The sequence below is a fragment of the Bradyrhizobium sp. 35 genome (assembly GCF_023073215.1).
GTDB classification, from domain to species: domain Bacteria; phylum Pseudomonadota; class Alphaproteobacteria; order Rhizobiales; family Xanthobacteraceae; genus Bradyrhizobium; species Bradyrhizobium canariense_D.
This window is the reverse complement of the sequence record NZ_JADPJC010000010.1, coordinates 138,083-159,139: the sequence shown is the minus strand read 5'-3', so window position 1 is coordinate 159,139 and position 21,057 is coordinate 138,083. Positions and strand designations below refer to the sequence as shown.

General features: G+C 58.6%; 19 protein-coding genes. 6 read left to right on the top strand and 13 right to left on the bottom strand.

Annotated features, from left to right (window positions below; translation table 11 throughout):
* Nucleotides 1–99: 99 nt before the first annotated feature.
* Complete coding sequence (locus IVB36_RS01435) at nt 100–1,572, top strand: type IV secretory system conjugative DNA transfer family protein (protein WP_247390345.1); 1,473 nt, start codon at nt 100–102, stop codon at nt 1,570–1,572.
* Here the strand turns inward: IVB36_RS01435 and mobQ are convergent.
* The 4 genes from mobQ to IVB36_RS01415 form a co-directional block, all read right to left on the bottom strand.
* Entirely contained in the window at nt 1,569–2,744 is a 1,176-nt protein-coding gene (gene mobQ / locus IVB36_RS01430) for a MobQ family relaxase (RefSeq protein ID WP_256467207.1), read from the bottom strand. The genes IVB36_RS01435 and mobQ overlap by 4 nt on opposite strands.
* A 321-nt stretch (nt 2,745–3,065) precedes the next feature.
* Nucleotides 3,066–3,722, bottom strand: a complete 657-nt coding sequence (locus IVB36_RS01425) for a DNA methyltransferase (protein WP_247390300.1) — start codon at nt 3,720–3,722, stop codon at nt 3,066–3,068.
* Nucleotides 3,719–3,925 (bottom strand): hypothetical protein, encoded by a 207-nt coding sequence (locus tag IVB36_RS01420; RefSeq protein ID WP_247390298.1) that lies wholly within the window; start codon nt 3,923–3,925, stop codon nt 3,719–3,721. The genes IVB36_RS01425 and IVB36_RS01420 overlap by 4 nt, the downstream gene beginning before the upstream one ends.
* Nucleotides 3,922–4,122, bottom strand: coding sequence for a hypothetical protein (locus tag IVB36_RS01415; RefSeq protein ID WP_247390297.1), 201 nt, complete (start codon nt 4,120–4,122; stop codon nt 3,922–3,924). Before IVB36_RS01415 ends, IVB36_RS01420 begins: the two co-directional genes overlap by 4 nt.
* 597 nt (nt 4,123–4,719) lie before the next feature.
* Between IVB36_RS01415 and IVB36_RS01410 the strand changes: the two genes are divergently transcribed.
* Both IVB36_RS01410 and IVB36_RS01405 read left to right on the top strand, forming a co-directional pair.
* Nucleotides 4,720–6,234 (top strand): site-specific DNA-methyltransferase, encoded by a 1,515-nt coding sequence (locus IVB36_RS01410; RefSeq protein ID WP_247390296.1) that lies wholly within the window; start codon nt 4,720–4,722, stop codon nt 6,232–6,234.
* 2 nt (nt 6,235–6,236) lie between these two features.
* Complete coding sequence (locus IVB36_RS01405) at nt 6,237–8,852, top strand: DEAD/DEAH box helicase family protein (RefSeq protein WP_247390295.1); 2,616 nt, start codon at nt 6,237–6,239, stop codon at nt 8,850–8,852.
* A gap of 9 nt (nt 8,853–8,861) precedes the next feature.
* Here the strand turns inward: IVB36_RS01405 and IVB36_RS01400 are convergent, their stop codons facing one another.
* The 6 genes from IVB36_RS01400 to IVB36_RS01375 form a co-directional block, all read right to left on the bottom strand.
* Entirely contained in the window at nt 8,862–9,641 is a 780-nt protein-coding gene (locus IVB36_RS01400; protein ID WP_247390294.1) for an abortive infection family protein, read from the bottom strand.
* 10 nt (nt 9,642–9,651) lie between these two features.
* On the bottom strand, nt 9,652–10,263 hold the full coding sequence (locus IVB36_RS01395) for a hypothetical protein (RefSeq protein WP_247390293.1): 612 nt from the start codon (nt 10,261–10,263) through the stop codon (nt 9,652–9,654).
* A gap of 388 nt (nt 10,264–10,651) precedes the next feature.
* On the bottom strand, nt 10,652–12,460 hold the full coding sequence (locus tag IVB36_RS01390) for a DUF2326 domain-containing protein (RefSeq protein ID WP_247390292.1): 1,809 nt from the start codon (nt 12,458–12,460) through the stop codon (nt 10,652–10,654).
* 1 nt (nt 12,461) lies between these two features.
* A complete protein-coding gene (locus IVB36_RS01385) occupies nt 12,462–12,641 on the bottom strand; it encodes an ABC-three component system middle component 8 (RefSeq protein WP_247390291.1) in 180 nt (59 codons plus the stop codon).
* A gap of 46 nt (nt 12,642–12,687) precedes the next feature.
* Entirely contained in the window at nt 12,688–13,659 is a 972-nt protein-coding gene (locus tag IVB36_RS01380; protein WP_247390289.1) for an ABC-three component system protein, read from the bottom strand.
* 515 nt (nt 13,660–14,174) lie between these two features.
* Nucleotides 14,175–15,422, bottom strand: coding sequence for a site-specific integrase (locus IVB36_RS01375; protein ID WP_247390287.1), 1,248 nt, complete (start codon nt 15,420–15,422; stop codon nt 14,175–14,177).
* Nucleotides 15,423–15,784: 362 nt separating this feature from the next.
* Between IVB36_RS01375 and IVB36_RS01370 the strand changes: the two genes are divergently transcribed.
* Nucleotides 15,785–16,201 carry a hypothetical protein gene (locus IVB36_RS01370; RefSeq protein WP_018455323.1) on the top strand — a complete coding sequence of 139 codons (417 nt, stop codon included), beginning with the start codon at nt 15,785–15,787 and terminating at the stop codon, nt 16,199–16,201.
* 25 nt (nt 16,202–16,226) lie between these two features.
* Here the strand turns inward: IVB36_RS01370 and IVB36_RS01365 are convergent, their stop codons facing one another.
* Complete coding sequence (locus IVB36_RS01365; protein WP_247371630.1) at nt 16,227–17,429, bottom strand: FAD-dependent monooxygenase; 1,203 nt, start codon at nt 17,427–17,429, stop codon at nt 16,227–16,229.
* A gap of 19 nt (nt 17,430–17,448) precedes the next feature.
* The gene (locus IVB36_RS01360; RefSeq protein ID WP_007602543.1) at nt 17,449–17,694 is read right to left on the bottom strand and encodes a zinc-finger domain-containing protein; all 246 of its coding nucleotides are present in this window, start codon (nt 17,692–17,694) and stop codon (nt 17,449–17,451) included.
* 303 nt (nt 17,695–17,997) lie between these two features.
* Between IVB36_RS01360 and IVB36_RS01355 the strand changes: the two genes are divergently transcribed.
* Nucleotides 17,998–19,134, top strand: a complete 1,137-nt coding sequence (locus IVB36_RS01355) for a hypothetical protein (protein ID WP_085396131.1) — start codon at nt 17,998–18,000, stop codon at nt 19,132–19,134.
* A 34-nt stretch (nt 19,135–19,168) separates the two neighbouring features.
* Nucleotides 19,169–19,924, top strand: coding sequence for an alpha/beta hydrolase (locus IVB36_RS01350; RefSeq protein ID WP_085396325.1), 756 nt, complete (start codon nt 19,169–19,171; stop codon nt 19,922–19,924).
* Between the two features lie 147 nt (nt 19,925–20,071).
* On the opposite strand, the gene IVB36_RS01345 is transcribed toward IVB36_RS01350, so the two are convergent.
* Nucleotides 20,072–21,034 carry an AraC family transcriptional regulator gene (locus IVB36_RS01345; protein WP_018455327.1) on the bottom strand — a complete coding sequence of 321 codons (963 nt, stop codon included), beginning with the start codon at nt 21,032–21,034 and terminating at the stop codon, nt 20,072–20,074.
* Between the last annotated feature and the right edge of the window lie 23 nt (nt 21,035–21,057).

Genomic DNA, 21,057 nt, shown 5'->3' with positions numbered 1-21,057 from the left:
GTCATCTCCGCTCCAGATAGCGAAGCCAGAGGCCGATTGCAGCGACTTTCGCGCCTGACGATACTGGTCAAGTCTTGCGAGTTTCTGCCAACGTTGGCCATGGTGCTGTTTTGCTTGCGGGTGATCTGGCTTTTTCTCCTCCTGCTCGTGCGGACGGCTTTGCGCATTTGCAGGCTCATCTACGCTCTGCTTCGTTGGCAGGGCTGGAAATTAGGGGGTGCCCTCGGCACCGCGAGATTTGCTACCCGATGGGAGTTGCTCTGGTCGGGAGTGCGAAGAGGCAACGGACCAATCGTCGGCCGCAAGGGCCGTTCTTTTTTGCGCTTCAACAAGGACGGTATGATTACCGTGTTCGCGCCAATGGGGGCTGGCAAGGGCGTAGGCATCGTCATCCCGAACCTGCTTGAGTATCGGGGCTCGGTCGTATGCACCGACATCAAGGGCGAGAACAGCGCCATCACCCGGCGACGCCGCGAACAAATGGGCGTGGTGCGTCTCCTGAATTCTTCAAACCCGGAAACGTCGGACCACTTCAACCCTCTGGACCAAATTCGCGTCGGCACCTTTCATGAGCGAGACGACGCCGAGGCGCTCGCCCGACTCATGATTGTTCCCGATGACAAGTCGGGTCACTGGGACGCCAAGGCCGAAGGCTTGCTTGCCTGCCTTATTGTCCACGTTATGAGGCTGGAGCCGGAATGCCGGAATCTCGCACAGGTTCGTTCTCTCTCTACGCTACCGCCAGAGTCTTTGCAGGAACTGCTCAAGACCATCGCCACCTCAGGACCCCGCGCTGCGGCGGAAATTGCTGCGAGCTTCCTTTCGATGGATGGTAGCGAAGAGTTTCGCAGTGTCCTCTCCAATGCCGAGAAGGCAACCAGGGTCTGGACCGCAGGGGGCCCCGCAGGTGAGATCAGCAGATACTCAGATTTCGATCTGGCAAATCTCGTCCGGCAGGTCAAAACGATCTACCTCGTGGTGGACGAGGAGAAGCTCGACATTTATGCAGGCTTCCTGCGCGTGATGGTCGGTAGCGTAATCAATGCACTGACACGCGCGAAGAATCTGCCACGGCCAAAGGCAAAGGTCTTGCTGTTGCTCGACGAGGCCGCCGCGCTCGGCAACCTGGAGCCGCTGGAACGTGGGATTGGATACCTGCGTGCCTACTGCACGCCACTGCTTGTCTTCCAGGACATGAGCCAACTTCGTTCCATCTACCGGCGCGCTGGCTCCTTCCTTGCAAATGCGACCTGCAAGGTGTTCTTCAACGTGGCAGACCTTGATGCTGCCCGGTTTGTCTCGGAGATCATCGGGCATACCACTTCGGTTTCACGTAGCGAAGGCGTCTCGCACTCTAGTCATGACCTGTTGCGGCAGCATCACTCCCTCGGACAATCGGAGGCGGCCCGGTGGTTGCTCGATCCCTCGGAAATCATGAGACTACCAGGCACCCGAGTAATTGTCCTCTACCGGAGCGACATTCTTCGCTTTCCTGTACTGGCATCGAAGGTCAATTATCGATCCTGGTGCAACTTACGCTGGCTCGGCTGGTATGACACCTGGCCCAGTTAACCGGGCATCCAGGGCCGCCCGAGCGCGAGACCTCGCAGCCGCCGCGCGGTGAGTCTGTTGGACCAAACGGTACGCCGGACCAATTGGCTTTCGCGAATGCCGAGCAGAGAGAAGAAGAGAAGGTCAAGTTCGTTGATCCAATAGGCAATCTCCGCCAGCCGCTTGAGCGCATGTGCCCTGCGAGCCGCTTCGCCACCCGTGCGCTTCCGGGCATCACGAGGTGCCTTATGGTTAGCGGCCTTCACATAGTAAGCGCGACGCTGCCGCAAGCGCGTCATTTGACGCTCCGCCCTTGCTATGGCTCTTTCATACGAACGCGCGTTGCGACTGAGCCGCTGCATTGTCCAGCGTACACGGCTGCCACGGTCGAAGTCTGGATAGCGGACCGTGCGCCGCATCGGCACCGTCCTGCCCGCCTTCTTCGTCCTCCGCCTCGGCCCCACGTTGCGCACCTTGCTCGTTGGGGGGCGCGCCACCGCCGCCTTCTTCGCCTTGGGTCCCACGTGGACTTCCGGCTCGCGCAGGAGCACCGCGGCCTCTCTCCGCCGACCCAATCTCACCGCCTCGGCGCGTTGGGCTTCGAGGCTTCTGTGATCAACTCTCGCCGGGTGGGCGCCGCGCCCGAGCGCTTTATTCTGAACATCGGCCCAAGCCCTGCGCCAGCCGATCAGCATGGCGTCACTATTCCATTCGCGCGTCTTCACGCGCCGCAGGCCTCCACCGCCTGCCTGCCGGAGTGTCAGCAGCACATGGACATGATGGTTGCGAGGGTCGTCACGCTTTTCCGGCACTGGCGCATGGATAGCAAAGTCCGCCACCATCCCAAGAGAAACGAATTGCTCTCGGATGAAGGAACGCACGAGAGCCAGGCGCTCTGCGTCAGTCAGCTCATGCGGAAGAGCCATATTTATTTCACGGGCGAGCTGGGCGTCTTTGCGGATCTCCATTTTCTCCACGGCATTCCAGAGTGCTTCCCGATCGTGCAACCATGCTGGGACGCCGTCTGGTGCCATAATTTCAGCATGCACCACGCCCCGACGACGACGATAATCCAAATCAACACCACGGCGTTCGTCCTTCAACACCACGCCCGCCCTATAGGCGGCCATCGCCACCACTGAACGCCCCTCGGATCGTTTAACCGGCTGTGCTGACAGATGATACGATGCCATATCCCTCCAAAGACTTGTCGCGGGAGCGACATCCTCTTGGCCGTTGTGTCGGCCAAGCACCTATGTCGCGCAGCGATGTATAAGTGCGCCATTCAACTTCCTGCACACTCTTTCTCCTCCTGCGTTTTTGCAATCTTGCAACAGGTGCTTTGGAGAAAGGGGTGGCGGTGAGAGCCGGGTAAGTCTCCAGGAGAATGCGATTCAGCGGACGTGTATTGTCCGATCTTTGCGCCGGGGGCAAAGCCCCCGGACCCCCTTCTCTGTTAGGCGGGCAAATGCGAAAGACGCCCCGGTTCCAAACCGGAACGCCTTTCGCGGAGATCAAGCTGCTCGAAGTTCATTGCAGGCAATTCGCATGCGTGCGGTCCCGCAGTGCTGCGCATCCAGCTCGATTCCGGCGAATGCACGGCCCGACATCTGCGCGGCAACCAATGTCGAGCCAGACCCGCAGAACGGGTCGAGTACAAGCCCCTGCGCTGGACAGAACGCTTCGATAAGTGGCTGCAATACTTTGATTGGCTTCTGAGTAGGGTGGAGGCGATTACCGGAATAGTGCCATTCGCGGACATCCTCAATCGGCTTCATCGGACGCACAGGCTCGCCCTTGGCAAGCAGATAGGCCTGTTCATGCTTGCTCTGTACAAAGCGTGCCGAGGAAGCATAGCGCTTGGTGAAGACGATGTGTCCCACCATGCGGAATCCCGCAGCGCGCCAGGCGCCGATGAACTTGTCGGCGGCATTCCAGCCGTAGAAGCTCAGGCACAGAGAGCCGGGCTTCAGCAGGCGATGCATTTCAGCGAAGGCGGGCATGAGCCAGTCGTCGCGGTCATCGTTGGCGATGGTCTGACCATCGCGAGACTGGTAGCGGCAGAGGTAGGGCGGGTCGGTGAGGATGAAGTCCACCGAGGAGGCCTTCATCCGGCGCATCACGTTGATGCAGTCACCGTGAATTACGGAGTTTTGAAGAGAGAGGCTCATAGCTGCACCTTATCGTCCAGATACTGGGCGTGCCAGGGCTCCGCGCCGGTCTCGGAGACATAGAAGTCTGCCAGGCCATTGAGGTCATAGAGGGCCTTGCCCTTGACAATGGCTTCATGCTCGTTCCCGGCAAGGACGATGGTTTCATACATCGTCCAGCTCTCGAAGCCGACGACGTAGCGCCGCGTAGCGGCGGGGCTCATCGCCCCGCCTCCGCGTCGGCCTTCGGCTCGCGAATGACCAGACGGCCATTCAGGGGCAGGCAGCTCAGCTGGATGTTGAAGCCCTTGCCGTCCTGGTGCTCCCAGGCTGCGCCGATCTTGGTCCAGAAGGCGTTGTCACCTTCACCTTCGACCACATAGACCGCGTGCGGCGCCGGTTTCTTTTCGTTGCGTTTCATCTTTGGTACTCCCGTTTGGTTTAACCGGCTGCGCCATTCGCTGCCGGACGGGATTTCTGAAGACACGAAGGATGAGCGGCGGGGCAAGGAGGCTCCGACCGAGGGACCCTCCGGGATACGGTTGGATGCCTTGCGCTGACGCGCTTCGGGTCCAGATTCCCAGTCCTCTAGGCAGCGGAGTGGATGCAGCCCCACACGGGAGTAGCCATGAGACGCAATAGAACCGCGCCAGAATGAGTTGTTTGTCGAAGTTGAGGGAGAACCCACGTGGCAGTCTTAGCGCAGCCCTGGAGCTTGATTTGGCTGGCTGAAATCCAGCTGCGAACGGATCGTGACCGTTCGACCGTCAAACGCTTAACCCCCAAGGCCGAGCAGGGTGATCAAAGCCGACTCAAACCGCGAACGGGCGGTGACCGTTCCGCTTTGTTCGTTCTCGGAATGCGTGAGGCAGTGTTTTGAACCGCGATCGAGTGACTGCTGGTAAAATCGTGGAACAGCTGAAATATTGCCTAATGACGCAGCAGGCCGTTTGCCGTCAAGACTGGTACGGGGCATCCTCCGCCCGTGATGATTCTGGGCCGAGAGGGGCAATAATTTATGCCGGTTTTGCAATGGTTAGACCGGGACAAAGATGTCAGGGCGGCAGGGGCCGTCCCTTACCGTCTCTTGGAGGCTGACGATACCCACAGCTTCGGTGACGCTGAAACGCCCAACATGCTGATCCAAGGCGACAACCTGGAGGCCCTGAAAGCGCTGCTCCCGTATTATGCCGGACGAATCAAATGCATCTTCATCGACCCGCCCTACAACACCCGCAGTGCGTTTGAGCATTACGACGATAACCTAGAGCACAGCCAATGGCTGGCTATGATGTTTCCCCGTCTGCAGCTGCTGCGTGACCTTCTCGCCGAAGACGGCTCTATCTGGATGTCGATCGACGATAATGAGGGGCATTATCTCAAAGTCATTACAGACGAGATTTTTGGTCGTAGGAATTTCGTTGCGAACGTCCTCTGGCAGAAGATCTTCTCACCCAAGAATACGGCGAGGCATTTCTCGGAAGATCACGATCACATCCTTGTCTACGCCAAGAACGGAGAGAACTGGCGTCCTAACGAAATGCCCCGTTCGGAGAAGATGAACGCGAACTACCGGAACCCCGACAATGATCCGCGTGGGCCTTGGACTTCCGGCGACGTGTCGGCACGAAATTTCTATGGCGCCGGAACCTACCCGATAACCTGTCCTAGTGGACGGGTCGTCCCCGGACCGCCCAATGGCATGTACTGGCGAGTCTCAAAGGAGAAGTTCGCCGAAATGGATGCCGATAATCGGATTTGGTGGGGCACGGACGGCAATAACACGCCACGGATCAAACGCTTTCTTTCGGAGGTCAAGCAAGGTGTCGTCCCGCAGACAATGTGGATGAACTCCGAGGTCGGAAACACGCAAGAGGCAAAGAAGGAAGTCGTCGCGTTGTTCGGCGGAGAGAATTTCATGACGCCGAAGCCTGAGCGGCTCTTGAATAGGGTTATTCATATCGCGACGAAACCCGGCGATCTCGTCCTCGACTCTTTTCTCGGCTCTGGCACGACGGCCGCTGTCGCGCACAAAATGGGACGCCAGTATATTGGCATTGAGATGGGAGAACAGGCCGTCACGCACTGTGCTCCCCGACTGCGAAAGGTCATCGAAGGCGACCAGGGCGGAGTTTCTGAAACCGTGGGCTGGAAGGGCGGCGGAGGGTTTCGTTTCTGCAAGCTTGGCGCTCCCATTTTCGACACCGAGGGCCGGATTAATTCGGAGATCCGCTTTGCACACTTGGCCGCGCACGTGTGGTTCTCGGAAACGCACACGGCCTTGCATAAGAGGGCACGCACCCCCTTGTTGGGCCAGCACAACGGCACCGCCTACTACCTGCTGTACAACGGCATTCTTGGGGATAAGCGACCGGACGGCGGTAACGTTCTAACCGCCAAGGTTCTGCATCAGTTGCCCGCCTTTAACGGGCAGAAGGTCGTCTATGGCGAGGCTTGCCGGATCGGCGCCGCGCGCCTCAAGGACCTCGGCATCATCTTCAAGCAAACGCCCTACGACTTGAAAGCTCGATAGCCATGTTCGCACTCAAAAACTATCAAGTCGCCACCCTAGCGGTGCTGAAGAGCTATCTCGAAGCCGCGCGCACCATCGGCGCGAGGCGGGCGTTCGACGAAATCGAAAGAATTGGGGTCAAAGAGAGCCGCAAGTACCGCCCGCTTGAGGGATTGGAGCCGGTACCCTACGTTTGCCTGCGACTGCCGACGGGTGGTGGAAAAACGCTGCTTTCCGCGCACACCGCCAAGATCGCCGCAGACACGTATCTTGAACGGGAGTTTCCGATCGTTCTGTGGCTGGTGCCAACTAACACCATCCGCAGTCAAACACTCGAAACTCTCAAGAAGCCGGGAAACCCAAACTATGAAGCGCTGAACGCTGCCTTCGAAGGCAAGGTACGTGTGCTCGACATTGCCGACTTCGCTCAACTTACGCCTACCGATTTGCAAACGCATCTCTGCGTCATTGTAGGCACCATGCAGACGCTCCGCGTCAGCAACACGGAGGGCCGCAAAGTTTACGCCCATAACGAAAACCTGGAGCCGCACTTTTCTAGCATTCCTACAACAGCGCCAGGACTGGAGCGGATCGAGGAGGGAGACCACAAAGGACAAATCAAATTCTCATTCCGCAACCTGCTCGCATGGCACCGCCCTCTGGTGATCGTGGATGAAGCACACAACAACACGTCCTCCCTCAGCTATGAAGTATTGCAACGGGTGAACGCCGCTTGCGTTGTGGAATTCACGGCAACGCCTGCCAACGACAGCAACGTCTTGCACAACGTCTCCGCCACCGAGCTGAAGGCGGAAGAGATGATTAAACTCCCCATTCGCTTGGTCGAGCACAAGAGCTGGGAAGATGCCGTGCGAGACAGCATTTTGACTCGGCAGCGCTTGCACGATCTGGCAAGCAAGGACAGAGACTACATCCGGCCCATTATCCTGTTCCAGGCTGAGGAGAAGGGCAAAGAGGTCACCAAGGAAGTCTTGCTCAAGCATTTGCTTGAACAGGAGAAGATCCCGCGCGATAAAATCGCCGTGGTAACGGGAGATCAGAAGGAACTCGATGGCATCAATCTGTTCGCGCGCGATTGCCCCATCGACTTTGTCATAACCGTCGAAGCGCTCAAAGAGGGGTGGGACTGCTCCTTCGCGTATGTGTTTTGCTCAGCCGCCAGCGTTCAATCCAAGAAGGATGTGGAACAGATATTGGGCCGCGTGCTGCGAATGCCCTACGCCAAGCGCCGCAATGAGCCTGACCTCAATCGCGCCTACGCTCATGTGTCACGGGCGTCGTGGCCCAACGCGGTCAAGCAGCTCCATGACCGACTTGTCGATATGGGCTTTGAGGACGGCGAAGCCGACGGGTTCATTGAGAAGGTGCCGGACCTTGGCTTGACCGGCGGCGCCAACGGCCCGCTCTTTGCCCTAACCCCACCGCCGACCATCATCGACCTCAATGAGGACATCAGCGAGCTTACGCTATCACCCGACGAACGGGCGGGAATCACGATTGAAAGAACTGAGCAGGGTAGCCGAGTGACATTCACCGGCAGTATCGATGCTTCAGCGGTCTCCCGCTTAGTGTCTGGTGTTAAGTCCGCAGAAGTTCGTGGGACCCTTGAGCTCGAAGCCAAACGGCATATTGCGGTCTGGCAGGTACACTCGTCGCCAGCCCAACGCGGTGTTCCGTTCACTGTGCCGCAACTGTGCTTCGACTTCGATGGCGCGCTTGAACTTGCGGAGCAGGATGCCTTCCTTGAGGCCCGTGGGTGGAGCTTGCTGGACTATTCTGCCGAACTCTCTGTCGCAGATTTCGCTCTTACTGAGTCCGGCGTGCAGTGGGAAATCGATCTGAACGTCACAGGTAGGATCACCGAAAAAGCTATCGGCAAGGCCGATCAATATGACCTAGATCTGGTTGATATCGGTTGGACGCAAAACGAACTCGGCCGTTGGTTGGAGCGCAAGATCAGGCAGCCGGACATTACCCAGCCCGTGTTGCTTGAGTTCGTACGGCGCGCACTGACTTATCTGGTTGAAAATCGCGGATTGCCGCTGACGGCGCTCGCCCGCTGGAAATTCATCCTCGCGAAGGTGCTGGTACAGAAAATCTGTCAGCACCGCGAGAACGCCAGTAGCGACCGATATCAGCGAGTCCTATTCAGCGCCGAGGCGGCTGTGGAGACCAGTTTCGATTTTGAATTCGACTTCACGCCAGCAGGTTATGCACCACACTGGCTGTATGTGGGCCATCCATACCAATTTCAGAAGCACTACTATCCTTCTATTGGAGAGTTAGAGAATAAGGGTGAGGAATACGAATGCGCCAAAGCCCTCGACATGACCGGGAAGGTCAAGCATTGGGTGCGTAACCTTGAACGGCGTGGCTTTTGGCTACCTCTGGCGAAATCCAAATTCTATCCCGACTTCGTCGCCGAACTGACCGATGGTCGTCTTCTGGCTTTGGAGCACAAGGGCAAGGTCTATGCGACCAACGACGACAGCAAAGAGAAATGCAATATCGGCGAGCTCTGGGAAGAAAAGAGCAACGGCAAAGCCATCTATTTAATGACCGTCCTCGAAAAGGGGAAGCCGGGTTTATTCGAGCAAATTGCAGCTAAGATCGGCTAGGTGTCTTACCTAGGCCCCGAACCTCGCGGCCTCATGCGCCTTCATGAACCGTAGGATGTTTGTGATCGCGTCGAAGATGAACCTGGCCTCAGCGTGATCCACGATCTCGTTGTCGTGGGCAAACGAACCGTTGTTGCGAACTGCATTAAAGCTCTCAAAGATGCTGATCGATGTTTTGAGGATACGCAATGAGATTTCGCGGACCGATCCTTCATTTTCGAGTGCCTTGATGTACTTTCCGGCCCGCGTATGTAGCGGGTCTTCCTTGATGAAAATGATGCCGCGCCCGCTTAGGACATGTGCAAACTTTTTCATGCAGTAGGTATGCAACCGGTCCAAGGCTGCGGCGGGACGATTGGCAGCAACATCGCGCTCGATGCCGGAGATAAGCTCCTCCAGGGTCTCATTGACGGTGAATCTCTCTAAGGCATCCGTCTTCGGGAGAATGCTTGAGCTTTCCATCGCATGAACGATTTCAAAAAAGCGCCTCTTTAGATGCGGCTCCTTGGGGTCTGTGTCTCGCTCAGGCTTCCACATATTGTCGCGGTAAATCCATAAAGTGCGTAGCGCCCTGGCGGCCGCATGTGGAGGCTCAATTTCGAGATACGTGCGCAAGCGCTTAGCTTTCGATGAACCTCCGGAGCAGTATTGGTCCTGGTCGATATCGACTTGCAGCTCGCTGTCGAAGAACTGCGAGTAGGTGCGATCGCTGAAGTCGAGCACATATCCGCTGCCCATTCCGAGGGCCTCGTCGATGACCCGCATTTCGCCAGGCTTGATCTTCGGCATGGGCGAGTCGCTATTCCGCTGCCGTGGCCGTAAGCGCAGCGACTGCGGGAGCCGCTGTGGTCACAGCGGGAGCCGAGGTAGTCCAGGGATCAGGCATTTCAAGGTCCAGAGCGCCGATTTCGCCTGCGCGCTCCATCAGCGCATTGTACTTGTCTCCGCGAACTCCCGGGTGCTTCGCGAGCATCAAGCGACGGATAACTAGATATGGGTTGAGGATCAGTGCGTAGCTCATGGGACCGGACGGACCTTCCTTGATGTCAATGAAGCCCAGGTCATGGAGGATTCTCATCCGCTCTCGCCACGTTCTTTCGCCGCGCTGGCCTGTGAAGCCAGCGTGGAAAGCCATTTCGCGCGGCTTTGAGAGCGTGACAAAGCACTCATCAAAAGCCCGACACCACAGATCAATGTAGGTGGAAGCTACAGGCCTTCCATCAGATAGATCATCCATGATGGTCATGATCAGCGGCATCGTCCGCGGAATGGTGGCGAAGCCATTGTGGTGCTTGCGCTGCCAGATGTGCCCGTCGTGGTGAGTCGGCCAGAGCCGACTGCGCAGGTCCAACTGGCGCTGGGCGATTTTTTTGCGTGGCTTAGGGAGTGGTAAAACAGGCAAAACCGCCATTATGAGTATCCTTTTTTAATGAGTTGGCCGGGTTTGGACCCCGGCCGGTTTGTCAATGATGAGCAGCTGGTACTGCGGACGCTGGGTTTGGACGCCAGGTCGTGTTCAACTCGACAACATGAACAATAATTTGAAAACGTAGTAAAATCAAAAGCTTAGATTTTGCTACTCGACATCCCGGCCGCAAAAGTTCGTCTACTCAAGATATGAGATGGCGTTTTTGTTGTCCACTCAAAGTTGAGCGTGCGCACGGCCGAAATCTTTTGTGAGGCCTGACAATGGCTTAGGTCGGAATTGCTGTGCTCGCGCGTGATCGCGGTGCTCGGGCGTGCTCGCTGGTGATCGCCCGTGCTCGGCACTCCCGCTGCGCCCGGGAGGCCCTACGAGGCTAGAATTCCGCCATCTTGAAGAGACGGCCGTCTGCACCGTCATCGTGAAGGCGAAGTACGATTTCGTCAGGCGCAAACGTAGGGGGCGACTTCTCCTCAACACGCGGGAGATCTGAAGCAATCAACGTCATTATATATTGCGTTTTCTTCGCGCTCGTCTGTTCACGCACCACCTCTAACAACGCAAGCTTCTTCCGGTCATCCAATGCCTCGAATATCCCGTCATGGTAGACAAAATGGAAGAAGCCTACATCCTCGTATACCTTCAGCAGCGCCAAATCGAAAAGGGCGCAAACTAGCTTTTTGTAGCTTGTTCCTTCTCCTTGGCTGGAGGTCTTGCCAGTTTGGCCAGCGAGACCAAGCCCTATTGTGTAGTCGAAGTTGCCGTTTGTGTTGACGAAGAAATAGAAGATGCCTTCGTGACTGAGAACACGCTGGCAATAGCCATTAAATATGCGTCGGAAGTTCTCATAGATAGTCGTAGGCCTAGCAACCATGGCCTTGATTTCATCGACAACTCTACCTCGCTCGCGTTCGCTCTCGCGCACCTGTCGCGCGGTTGCCACTACAATTTCTAGCTTCTTCCGTTGCTCTTCGAGGTATACTAGCTGAGCCTTCTGCTCGGATACCTCCCGCTGCAAGGTCTTAAATTTATCAAACGTATCGGTGCTGCGAAGCACACGAAGCTGCACTTCCCGTCGCTTGTCTAATTCGCTTTTACGCGCCTCGAGCTCAAGACGCTGGTTGTCAAGCGTTGTCCGACGTGTTCGGAGGGCGGCGTTACGTTCGCGCGTAACCTTTTTGTTGAAATCCACTAGCTCCTCATACTGCTTCTTCACCTGTCCGGCAAAGAAGACATTAGATTCAGAGAAGATCGTAGCGACCTCGTCAAGGTCAAAGCGGTCCTTGTGTTCAAGAGCAACGTCGATCTGTCGGATGTCATAAGTGACATTATAAAGGCGCTCATTGATGTCGGAGATCTCGCTCTCAACCTCATCAACGAGGTGTTTCATCATTCGTCGCTCCTCAGCATCAAACTCGAAAGCGTCAAGCTGAGATTCTAGCTCTTCCACTTGTTGGCGGAGAACAGAGATTTGGGCTTGTAGCTTCGGTAAATCCTCTTCAGCATATTGGACCGCCGCCGCCTGCTCAGCCTGTCGTTGCTTGAGGGAACTGATGGAATCATCAAGTTCGTATTTGCGCTGAACCGAGGATTCATTAAATCCAAAGAGGTGAGCCACGAACGGCTTCCAATAAGCGTCCTTCCCCATTTGGAATTTTTGGAGCTGCAGCTCGTCGCTGAAGTCGCCTTGCGCCCTCAAAAAATACGTGATGGCCATACGATAGTCGTAGGGCTTAAGAATTTTGAGGTCGAGCCATCCGTCCAGCAACTTGATGGCCTCGGCGTTGCTAAGTTCCGGGTGGTCCCATTGATCGTCGGGCAAATCAACCAGCCGCCTGCCGCATTCAGCATGGCGCGTCAGGGCGATTTTGTTCGGATTGTCAGGCCCTCGTCGAACAGTGGCGAAGTCGCCCGAGTTCAGGCGGATCTCGATGAAGAGATGAAGGCCAGAGAACCGATCCTGGTGCTTGACCAGGAATTGCTCCGGCGCCGTTCCTTTGAGCATCAAGAATTCGATTAGATGAAGAAGGGTGGTTTTGCCGAGGTTGTGGGAGTCGCGCTTCTTGTCCTTCGGCTTCTTTACGTCTCCAAATATGACGTTGAGCCGATTTGCGTGTTCCCCAAAATTGAAATCGATTGGATGAAAGAGGTCATCCTTGTTTGAGTAGATGCGACTGATCTGCATGTCAGTTCGCTCTATATTCGATTACATCGTTTTTCTCATGATATTCAATTTTGCCGAGCAAATACAAGAAGCTCAAAGCGGGCAGGAAGGTGACGTCTCCATCGCCGCCGACGCGCCTGACTACAATGCCACGCAACCGCTCGAACTCGATGACGCCGCGCTTCTTCAACTCGCGCAGCATAATGGATGCGATCCTGATCACTGAAACGTCGAGGTTGAGGTGTTTCCTAGGCGTGAGCATTGTCTGTCAGTGTGGTTGTTGAAAGCTTCTTAGATCCGATGTCACAGTTGGCGTACATGTAATGGAGCATGACGCTGATCATACGCCTTTTCCCTTTCAGGGCTGCACGCTTCTTTTGGATCTCCTCAATCAAAAAGGCAAAAACATTGTCGAACGTTGCAAACTCGGCACGGGCGGCGAGTATCTTCTGCTTTAGTTCATCGGCGCTGTCATGATAGAGGGCGGCTACTAGAGTATTGCGGGGATTCTTCAGGAAATGGTCAATCCGCGCAAAGTGAGGGAACGAGTTGTTGACGATGATCTGATTGTAGTAATCGTCTGACAATCCATTGATTTTGTTCTTCTCCTCTCGCAGCTTCAGCTTTTCAAAGTCTCTAGCGCTGTTGAAGGCAGTGACCTCGGTCCCATCTGCGTATTCGTGCACCGCACCGATTACTTCGATCAGTTCGTCAGGCTCAAAGCGGAACGGGCTGGAATCTTTTCGGTTCGGAAGCCATTCCCGGATATGCTCCATCTCATCGAGAGCGGTATTGAGACGCTCAATCCCGATGATATGAGCACTTTCAATACCGAGTGCGAGGAGGCTCGCTATCAGCTTCTCGTCTGCACCTCCAGTATAGCGCCGGTTGGTGAAAACCAGGTAGTGGTCACATAGTCCCTTCTTTGCGAGCCGCCTTATTTTCGTGTGCTCCTTCTTAAGCAGACGCTCAAAGTCTTTGTCCGAGCAAGACTTGTCGAATACGGCCACGTGCTTGGCTTGGAGAACAACCTGCCCCTGGAGAGGCAGGCTGGCGCTCGGAAAGCATTCGGCTTTGCCGCTGAACTTGCCGTCACGACCGCCATCGCGACCGGGCGCAAATGGCGTGACGCCTTGACCCAACCATTTGATACAGATCTTGACGACGAGTTCTTCGAACTCACCTTCGCTCAATTCATAGAGGCGGTAATCGCGACGCATCCAATACCTTGTTCTAAATAGATTTAAGTGACTACCATCCTGACGCGTTTTTGGGCTTTGTGGTGCCGCGTGCAGCTAAGAGAATCACGTCAATAACGCAGTAGTTGCATGATGGCGCCATCTCGCTCGACGGATCAATCGGAAAATAGTGGTGCGGGCGGCCGGACTCGAACCGGCACAGGCCTTACGGCCCTACGGATTTTCGTACCACTTCGGCTTTCGCCGCCGCCATCTGGCGTTCGTGGTCTGGACTATCCCTTCACCTTGGCTTGGAAGCGTTAGGTGCTGCCCGTCTAGTCTCTACACCTTCCCCCTGGCGGGGGCTTGGCTCGGGATTGCCAGTTAAGGTTTCCCCGACTTTGAGCAGTTCTACTCCTGGGGTTTCCCCCAGGGCACTCAATGGCTTAAGTCCGATGCGTCTACCAATTTCGCCACGCCCGCATAGGCCCATCTATACGGCGCAATTCGCCTAAGGCCAAGAGAATCCAACGGATTTCGCACATGCTTTGGGCAACCTACCGCAGGGTTGCCAGCTCTCCTCGGCGGATTTCTGCCACTTCCTTCCTTGGCGGCTTCTTCTTCCGAACGTTGATGGCGCTGGCGTCCAGTACGTCCTTGAGGTGGGCGGCGTAGTATTTCTCGATCATCTCAACGCTGGTCCGGCAGTTCTTGGCCAGCATATAGATGTCGGCACCCTCCATCAGACGGAAGCAGATGTAAGTGTGCCGCAGGCTGTAGAGAGTGCGCGGCCGACCTTCACGGTCGGTTTTCAAGCCTTCTTCCTCCAAAACCCGCTTGAACATCGCATGGTGATAATTGGGAAAGATCCGGTCGGTCGGCTGGGGCTTGTTGCGCTTCTTCAAGCGCTCGAACACCGGCACGGCATTCTGCGTGCTCTTGCAAGGTCCGTAGCCGCGCTTTCCGCGTACCTCGATCTCAAGAATGGTCTCCTGTGTGCCTTCATCGAAGGCCACGGTGACGTCCCGGTATTCCAGCCGCATCACTTCATCCGGCCGCAGGCCGGTATTGCTCATGAAGAGGACGAGGTCGTGCAACTGCTCGCCCCACCACTTGTACTTATTGTTCTTGGGCTTCCGGGCCCTCCGCCCGGTCGCTTGGTAAAGCTGTCGGTATTCATCGCGGGAGAACCAGGCGCGATGTGAGATTTTGCCGTTCTTGCGATAAGGCTCTGAAAGATCGGGCATTGAAGTCAGCCATTGATGGCGCAATGCCGTTTTCAAGATTTGCCTCAAGCAGACAATCTCTTGGTGCGTCGTCGTGCGGGCAGGCGGCTTTCCCCACTGCTCCTTCGCCTGTGCGATGCGATGCATGCGGTATTCGTTCACGAGACCGCCGGTTATCTCTGAGAGGCCTTTCTTACCGAAGAAGGGAATGAGGTACTTACGCGCCCGGCGCTCGTGGCCTTTAACGTAGATGGCGTTGCGCTGACCTTCCGTCAGCACCGGAAACTCTTCCAGAAACTTCTCTGCTGCCGCCTGGAAGGTCTTCTCCTTCTTGCGAGCGGTGACTTTTTCCAAGTCACCGCTCCTCACCATCCCGCGTAGCTTGAGATACCACTCCTCGGCGACTTCCTCGGCCTGCCGGAGGTCGTCCTTCTCCGTGGCGGCTCGGTATTGCTTCCCTTCGATTGTCGCCGAGCAATGGTACCGGCCGCGCGTCCCGCGCCGATACAAGTGGACCTTTCCACCAAGGATGATGTGGTTCTTTTGCTTGTCTGCCCTTTGCAGCGCGATCTCGTCCATGACGCTTGTCTTTCGTTGGCTCACTAGCTGCACGCCGAGCGTGCTAAAACTCGTGCTGTGCTAACGTTGTGCTATGGAAAGAGGTCTCGTCAATTCAACTAACGTGGTGATTTATCGTACCTTTTTTACCTTAGCCATTGAATGGTAAGGATTTTAAGTCCCTTGCGTCTACCAATTCCGCCATGCCCGCTTGATCCAACGAGATCAGCCACTTAAGTCCCTTGCCGGCGGTCTGGAATTGGCATTTGCAGGCCGGAGGGATGGTTCTTCCTTAGGCGAGCCGGCGGCACAAGGCAAAGCCTCAATCCGGACATCTGTTGTTGCTTTAGGCATTCTCAATCGACGGGGACTATTCATCCGGCATGTCAGCTTTGATCCAATATCGCCTGCGCCCGTGCTGCGTGGTCGCCGCGCTGCTCGCGGCCGACTTCGCGCTGTCCGGCTGCGCCGGCATGAGCGAGACGGTCGCTCCGGCCTTTGCCGATCCCGCCAAGTACGAATTGTACGATTGCAAGCAGCTCGAAGGCGAGCGCAAGTCGATCGCCAACCGCACCGGCGATTTGCAGAGGCTGATGGACAAGGCACAGACCGGCGCGGGCGGCGCCGTGGTGTCGGAGCTTGCCTATCGCAACGACTACATCGCAGTACGCGGGCAGGCGCAGATGGCCGATGACGCTTGGCGCCGCAACAAGTGCCGGGAAACGCCCCCCGAGGCGACGCCGGCCGCCGCGGCGCCCGCAGCCAATCCTGGCCCGAAATCGACAAGAGCCGTGCGCTGAAACGTCCTGACATCAGCGCCTCGCGTCAGGGCCGCCAGCCGTAGATCCAGTCCTGCCGTGCCAGCATGCGTTCCGGGCCGAGGGCGCGGACCGCAAGATCGCGCGCGAACGCGAGCGGCCCACTGAAATGATAGATGCGGCCCTGCTGCCGCGCGGTCCGCTGCACCCGCCGCACGCGCGCCTGGCGCGTCCGGCCGTATTGTCTCAGCGCTGCCGTGATGCCCGCGGTGGTCTCGGCGATCTCAGGGCTCAAATGCTGCGCGAGCACTGCGGCGTCCTCGATCGCCATGCCGGCGCCCTGGGCCGCAAACGGCAGCATCGCATGCACGGCGTCGCCGAGCAGCGCGACCGGGCCTTTGCTCCAGGGGCAGTCGTCGGGGACGCCGAACAGCGCCCATTTCCGCCAGCTGTCGACTGTGGCGAGCATCATGCGCGCCGGCGGCGGCCAGCGCGGCGCGGCGAAGGCGTCCAGCACTTCGCGGGGATCGCCGGGCGTGCTCCAGCCCGGCCTGTTCCAGGTGCCCGGCAGCACCGCGACCACGTTGATCTGGCGTCCGCCCGCGATCGGGTAGGCGACGAGATGGGCATTCGGGCCCATCCAGAGCTGGACCCGGCGCGCTGTGTAGTCCTTCGGCAGTTGCGTGGCATCGAGCGTACCGCGCCAGGCAATCAGCCCGGAGAAGCGCGGCTGCACCTCGGGGAATAGATGCTGGCGCACCGTCGACCAGATACCGTCGGCGCCGATCAGCGCACTGGCGAGATCGCTGCGCCGGATCGTGCCGCTGCGATGAACCACCGTCAGCCCCTTCACGTGAGGCGCGACGTCTTCGAAGGTCGCGCCGAGTTTCAGGTCGATATCGGGATGGTCGGAAACTGCGCCGGCGAGGGCGGATTGCAGGTCGGCGCGGTGCACCACCCAATAGGGAGCGCCGGCGCGCTCGGCGGCGGCTTCTCCCAGCGGCATGCGCAAAAGCTCGCCGCCGGCCCGCGCGCTCATGATCGAGACCGCCTCCGGGATCACGGCGCGCAACTTGAGGCGCTCGGTGAGGCCGAGCTCGACCAGCACGCGGCTGGCGTTGGGGGAGAGTTGCAGACCGGCGCCGACTTCCTCGAGCCGCTCGGCCTTTTCCAGCACGATGATGCGGAAGCCGCGGGCCGCGAGCGCAAGCGCAGCCGTCAGTCCACCGATGCCGGCACCGGCAATGACAATCGTTCGGGAGAGCGCCACCCCTGGCCGATGGAAGCGGTCAGGCCACCTTGTCCTTCAGGACGCATTCCGGCGGACGCGCTTCGCCCGCCTTCAGGTCGGCGGCGAAACGGTACAGCGTCGAGCAGTAGGGGCAGATGATCTCGTTGTCGTTGCCGAGGTCGAGGAAGACGTGCGGATGATCGAACGGAGGGTTGGCGCCCACGCACATGAACTCTTGCGAGCCGATCTCGATGACGGGGACACCGGCATCGTTGTGGAAGTGCGGGACGACATGGTCGGACATCGTACTCATCCTGGAGTGGCAATGGCGGCAGACACAATCACGACTGCCGCGGCATTATTAAGGCGCCGCGGACCATACTGGTGGGTGGAGATGATTGCTAGTCCAGCGGAACCGAAAGCTCCGCAATGCCCCATGCTCATTTGCTCATGCAAATTCGACACAATCTTGCGGCCTGAGAGAAGCCCTTCTTTCGTCGGGGACGTTGTGTCGCAATTTTGGCATACTATGTCTGTGGACGAGCGTAATTGCGACGAAAGACAACCGTTAGGCGTCAACGATCTCAGGACCGTCCAGGCTCTCCGCATGAAGTGGTTGCGAATCAGCACAGCGTTGACCGGTATCGCGGCATGCGGCTTCATGCTCGCGCAGGTAGCACCGCACGCCCGCGAGGCCGGGGCGATTCTGGCCGCCCAGGACGATCCCGCCGCGCTCTCAGAGATCAAGCTCGACGCGCTGCTGCGGCACAACGACCGCCTGATTCAAGACAACATCGAGGTCGCGCTCGCATCGGGCGATGCCGATCTTGCCGACAGTTTTGTCGCACTGGCGCGCGACCGCAACATCGCGCTGCCTGACGACCTCCTGAGCCATGTCGGTGACGCGGTCAAAGCCGAAAACTCCACCTCGCATTTCGCAAAACGGTTTGCCGCCGGTCTCGTTACCGGCAACGCGGATGATGTTGCGAGCTTGTCGGGAACCGTGGCCGGCGATCTCTTCGTCATCGGTGACATCAGGGACGTCGTCCGCGAGGGCAAGCACCTCGCCATGGGCGAGGAGACCGATCGCCTGGTGCTGGGCCTTGCGGCCGCGGGTCTCGCGGTCACGGCCGTGACCTACGTCTCCGTCGGCGGTGCCGCGCCGGTTCGCGCCGGGCTGACGCTGGTGAAGGACGCGCGCAAGGTCGGCCGGCTCGGCGAGGGACTAGCGGCATGGGCCGGCCGGTCCGCGCGCGAGGTCGTCGATACGCCGATGCTCCAGAACGCGGTTGCCTCCGGCTCGGTGCTGCGGCCGGGCCAGACCTTGAGCGCGATCAAGGCCGCGTTCCGCGCCGAGAAGGCCGGCGCGCTGGTTCGGCTCGGCAAGGATGTCACGCGCGTGGTCGAGAAGACCGGCACGCGCGGCGCGATGGATAGCTTGCGCATCGCTGAAGGTCCCAAGGACGTCGCACGCGCGGCGCGGCTCGCGGAAGCGCAGGGCGGCAAGACGCGCGCGATTCTGAAGCTGCTCGGCCGCGGCGCGCTGCTGCTGATCGGCGGGGCGTTCAATCTTGCACTCTGGCTGTTCGGTGCGGCGTTGACGCTGCTCGGCCTGTTGTCCTCGATCAAGGCGACGACGGAGCGCCTGACCCAGGCCTGGTGCGATCGCAGACGGGCGCGGCGACTTCGCCGGGCGCGGATCGCCGCCGAAGCCGTTCTGGCAAGCCCTGCCATCACGGCCTAAGATACCTCTTCCCCTCAAGATTGCGGAACTGATGATGCCGAGCTTTCACAACGGCGCCGTTGAAATTGCCTATCTCGACGAAGGCGAGGGCGATCCGATCATCCTGGTGCACGGCTTTGCCTCCAGCAAGAACGTGAACTGGGTCTATCCGACCTGGGTCTCGGAGCTGCGCAAGAACGGCCGCCGTGTCATTGCGCTCGACAATCGCGGCCATGGCGAAAGCGCAAAGCTCTACGAGCCCGCGCAGTACTCCATCCCGACCATGGCCGGCGACGTGCTCGCGCTGATGGATCACCTCGCCATCCCGCAGGCCGATCTCATGGGCTATTCGATGGGCGGACGGATGACGGCCTGGCTCTCCCTCAACGAGCCGCAGCGCCTGCGTTCGGCAATCCTTGGCGGCATCGGCATCGGCGGCCTGATCGAGGGCACCGGGCCCGGCGAGAACGTCGCGAAGGCGCTGGAAGCGCCCTCGCTCGACGACGTCTCCGATCCCGTCGGACGCACGTTTCGTGCTTTTGCAGACCAAACCCGTTCCGACCGCAAGGCGCTGGCCGCCTGCCTGCGCGGCACGCGCGATCTCATGACGAAGGACGAAGCCGCGCGCATCGACGTGCCCGTGCTGATCGCGGTCGGCAGCACCGACGACGTCGCGGGTTCGGCCAGCGCACTCGGTGCCATCATCCCGGGTTCGGAAGTGCTCGATATTCCCGGTCGCGATCACATGCGCGCAGTCGGCGACAAGGTCTACAAGACTGGCGTGCTCGATTTCCTCTCACGCCGCGCCTGAGGCGATGAGGCGGTTTCAGCTATCCTGAAATGTCTCGTTACAGTGGGCCATCCACTCCCTTCGGCAACCGTCCATTCCTGTACCTAGGGATCGGGGTTCGCTAAGGGCGCATATGAGACTCAGCTCGAAGCCACAGCTTTATCGAGGTCAATCGGATACTTGCAATTCCGATCCGTCCAACTGCGCACGGGCTCCGTCGGCGCGTCGCGCAGCCCGGTAACGGCCGGGCGACTGACCAATGTGCCGGTGAAACAACTTCGAAAACGCCGCTGCAGTCTCGTAACCGATCCGGTTGGCAATCCGTGCGATCGGTTCGTCGCTGGTTTCCAGCAGGAACGCCGCCTCCGCCATCCGGCGTTCGATCACATAACGTTGCATGGGCTGGCCCACGAGCCTAGTGAAGCGCGCCGAAAATGCCGAGCGGCCGAGCCCGACGCGACGGCCTAGGTCGCTCAGCGTCCAAAGCTGCTCCGGACTTTCGTGAATCAGCTTCAGCGCCGGTCCGATATGGGGGTCAGAAATGGCCCCGATCCAGCCGCCTTGCCCGGGACTGAGAGACGCGATCCAGCTTCGCAGCACCTCGACGAAGAGCACTTCCGTCAGTCGTGAAAGCGCGACGCCTTGGCCAGGACGCTCGAGCGCGGACTCGCTCATCATGCGGCGCAGGATGGCTTCAAGCCAACCACGGTCGGACGTCGGCTTCAGCAAGAGCACGGGTGGAAGCAACTCCAGCACGCTGCCAAACGTCGGCCGCGACACCGTGAAATTGCCGCAGAGCATGGTCGAGAGCGGCTTTGCACGGCTGCCGTGACGAACGAATCCGAGGCGTGGCGACGACCGTTCGATATCCACGATGCGCAAAGGCTCGGCCCGGCGATCCGAATAAAACACATGGGGCTCGCCACGTGTGATGACGACAAAATCGCCCCCGGTGATCTGGATTTCCTCTCCCTGTTCGAGCGCGAGGGTCGCTGAACCTTGGCTGAGATAGTGAAACAGGGCGTAGGGGCGCGCCGGCAACTCAAGATGCCAGGGATGGCCGAGCTCGAAGTGAAAGAGCAGCGTCCCGCCGAGACGAACCCGATCGAGCACCTGGGTGAGTATATCCATCCCCCGAGACTAGAACCGCGGAC

Bases quoted from the DNA above. Each gene is read 5' to 3' on its own strand.
- IVB36_RS01435 (WP_247390345.1), top strand. From the start codon at position 100: ATGGTGCTGTTTTGCTTGCGGGTGATCTGGCTTTTTCTCCTCCTGCTC.
- mobQ (WP_256467207.1), bottom strand. From the start codon at position 2,744: ATGGCATCGTATCATCTGTCAGCACAGCCGGTTAAACGATCCGAGGGG.
- IVB36_RS01425 (WP_247390300.1), bottom strand. From the start codon at position 3,722: ATGAGCCTCTCTCTTCAAAACTCCGTAATTCACGGTGACTGCATCAAC.
- IVB36_RS01420 (WP_247390298.1), bottom strand. From the start codon at position 3,925: ATGAGCCCCGCCGCTACGCGGCGCTACGTCGTCGGCTTCGAGAGCTGG.
- IVB36_RS01415 (WP_247390297.1), bottom strand. From the start codon at position 4,122: ATGAAACGCAACGAAAAGAAACCGGCGCCGCACGCGGTCTATGTGGTC.
- IVB36_RS01410 (WP_247390296.1), top strand. From the start codon at position 4,720: ATGCCGGTTTTGCAATGGTTAGACCGGGACAAAGATGTCAGGGCGGCA.
- IVB36_RS01405 (WP_247390295.1), top strand. From the start codon at position 6,237: ATGTTCGCACTCAAAAACTATCAAGTCGCCACCCTAGCGGTGCTGAAG.
- IVB36_RS01400 (WP_247390294.1), bottom strand. From the start codon at position 9,641: ATGCCGAAGATCAAGCCTGGCGAAATGCGGGTCATCGACGAGGCCCTC.
- IVB36_RS01395 (WP_247390293.1), bottom strand. From the start codon at position 10,263: ATGGCGGTTTTGCCTGTTTTACCACTCCCTAAGCCACGCAAAAAAATC.
- IVB36_RS01390 (WP_247390292.1), bottom strand. From the start codon at position 12,460: ATGCAGATCAGTCGCATCTACTCAAACAAGGATGACCTCTTTCATCCA.
- IVB36_RS01385 (WP_247390291.1), bottom strand. From the start codon at position 12,641: ATGCTGCGCGAGTTGAAGAAGCGCGGCGTCATCGAGTTCGAGCGGTTG.
- IVB36_RS01380 (WP_247390289.1), bottom strand. From the start codon at position 13,659: ATGCGTCGCGATTACCGCCTCTATGAATTGAGCGAAGGTGAGTTCGAA.
- IVB36_RS01375 (WP_247390287.1), bottom strand. From the start codon at position 15,422: ATGGACGAGATCGCGCTGCAAAGGGCAGACAAGCAAAAGAACCACATC.
- IVB36_RS01370 (WP_018455323.1), top strand. From the start codon at position 15,785: ATGTCAGCTTTGATCCAATATCGCCTGCGCCCGTGCTGCGTGGTCGCC.
- IVB36_RS01360 (WP_007602543.1), bottom strand. From the start codon at position 17,694: ATGTCCGACCATGTCGTCCCGCACTTCCACAACGATGCCGGTGTCCCC.
- IVB36_RS01355 (WP_085396131.1), top strand. From the start codon at position 17,998: ATGAAGTGGTTGCGAATCAGCACAGCGTTGACCGGTATCGCGGCATGC.
- IVB36_RS01350 (WP_085396325.1), top strand. From the start codon at position 19,169: ATGCCGAGCTTTCACAACGGCGCCGTTGAAATTGCCTATCTCGACGAA.
- IVB36_RS01345 (WP_018455327.1), bottom strand. From the start codon at position 21,034: ATGGATATACTCACCCAGGTGCTCGATCGGGTTCGTCTCGGCGGGACG.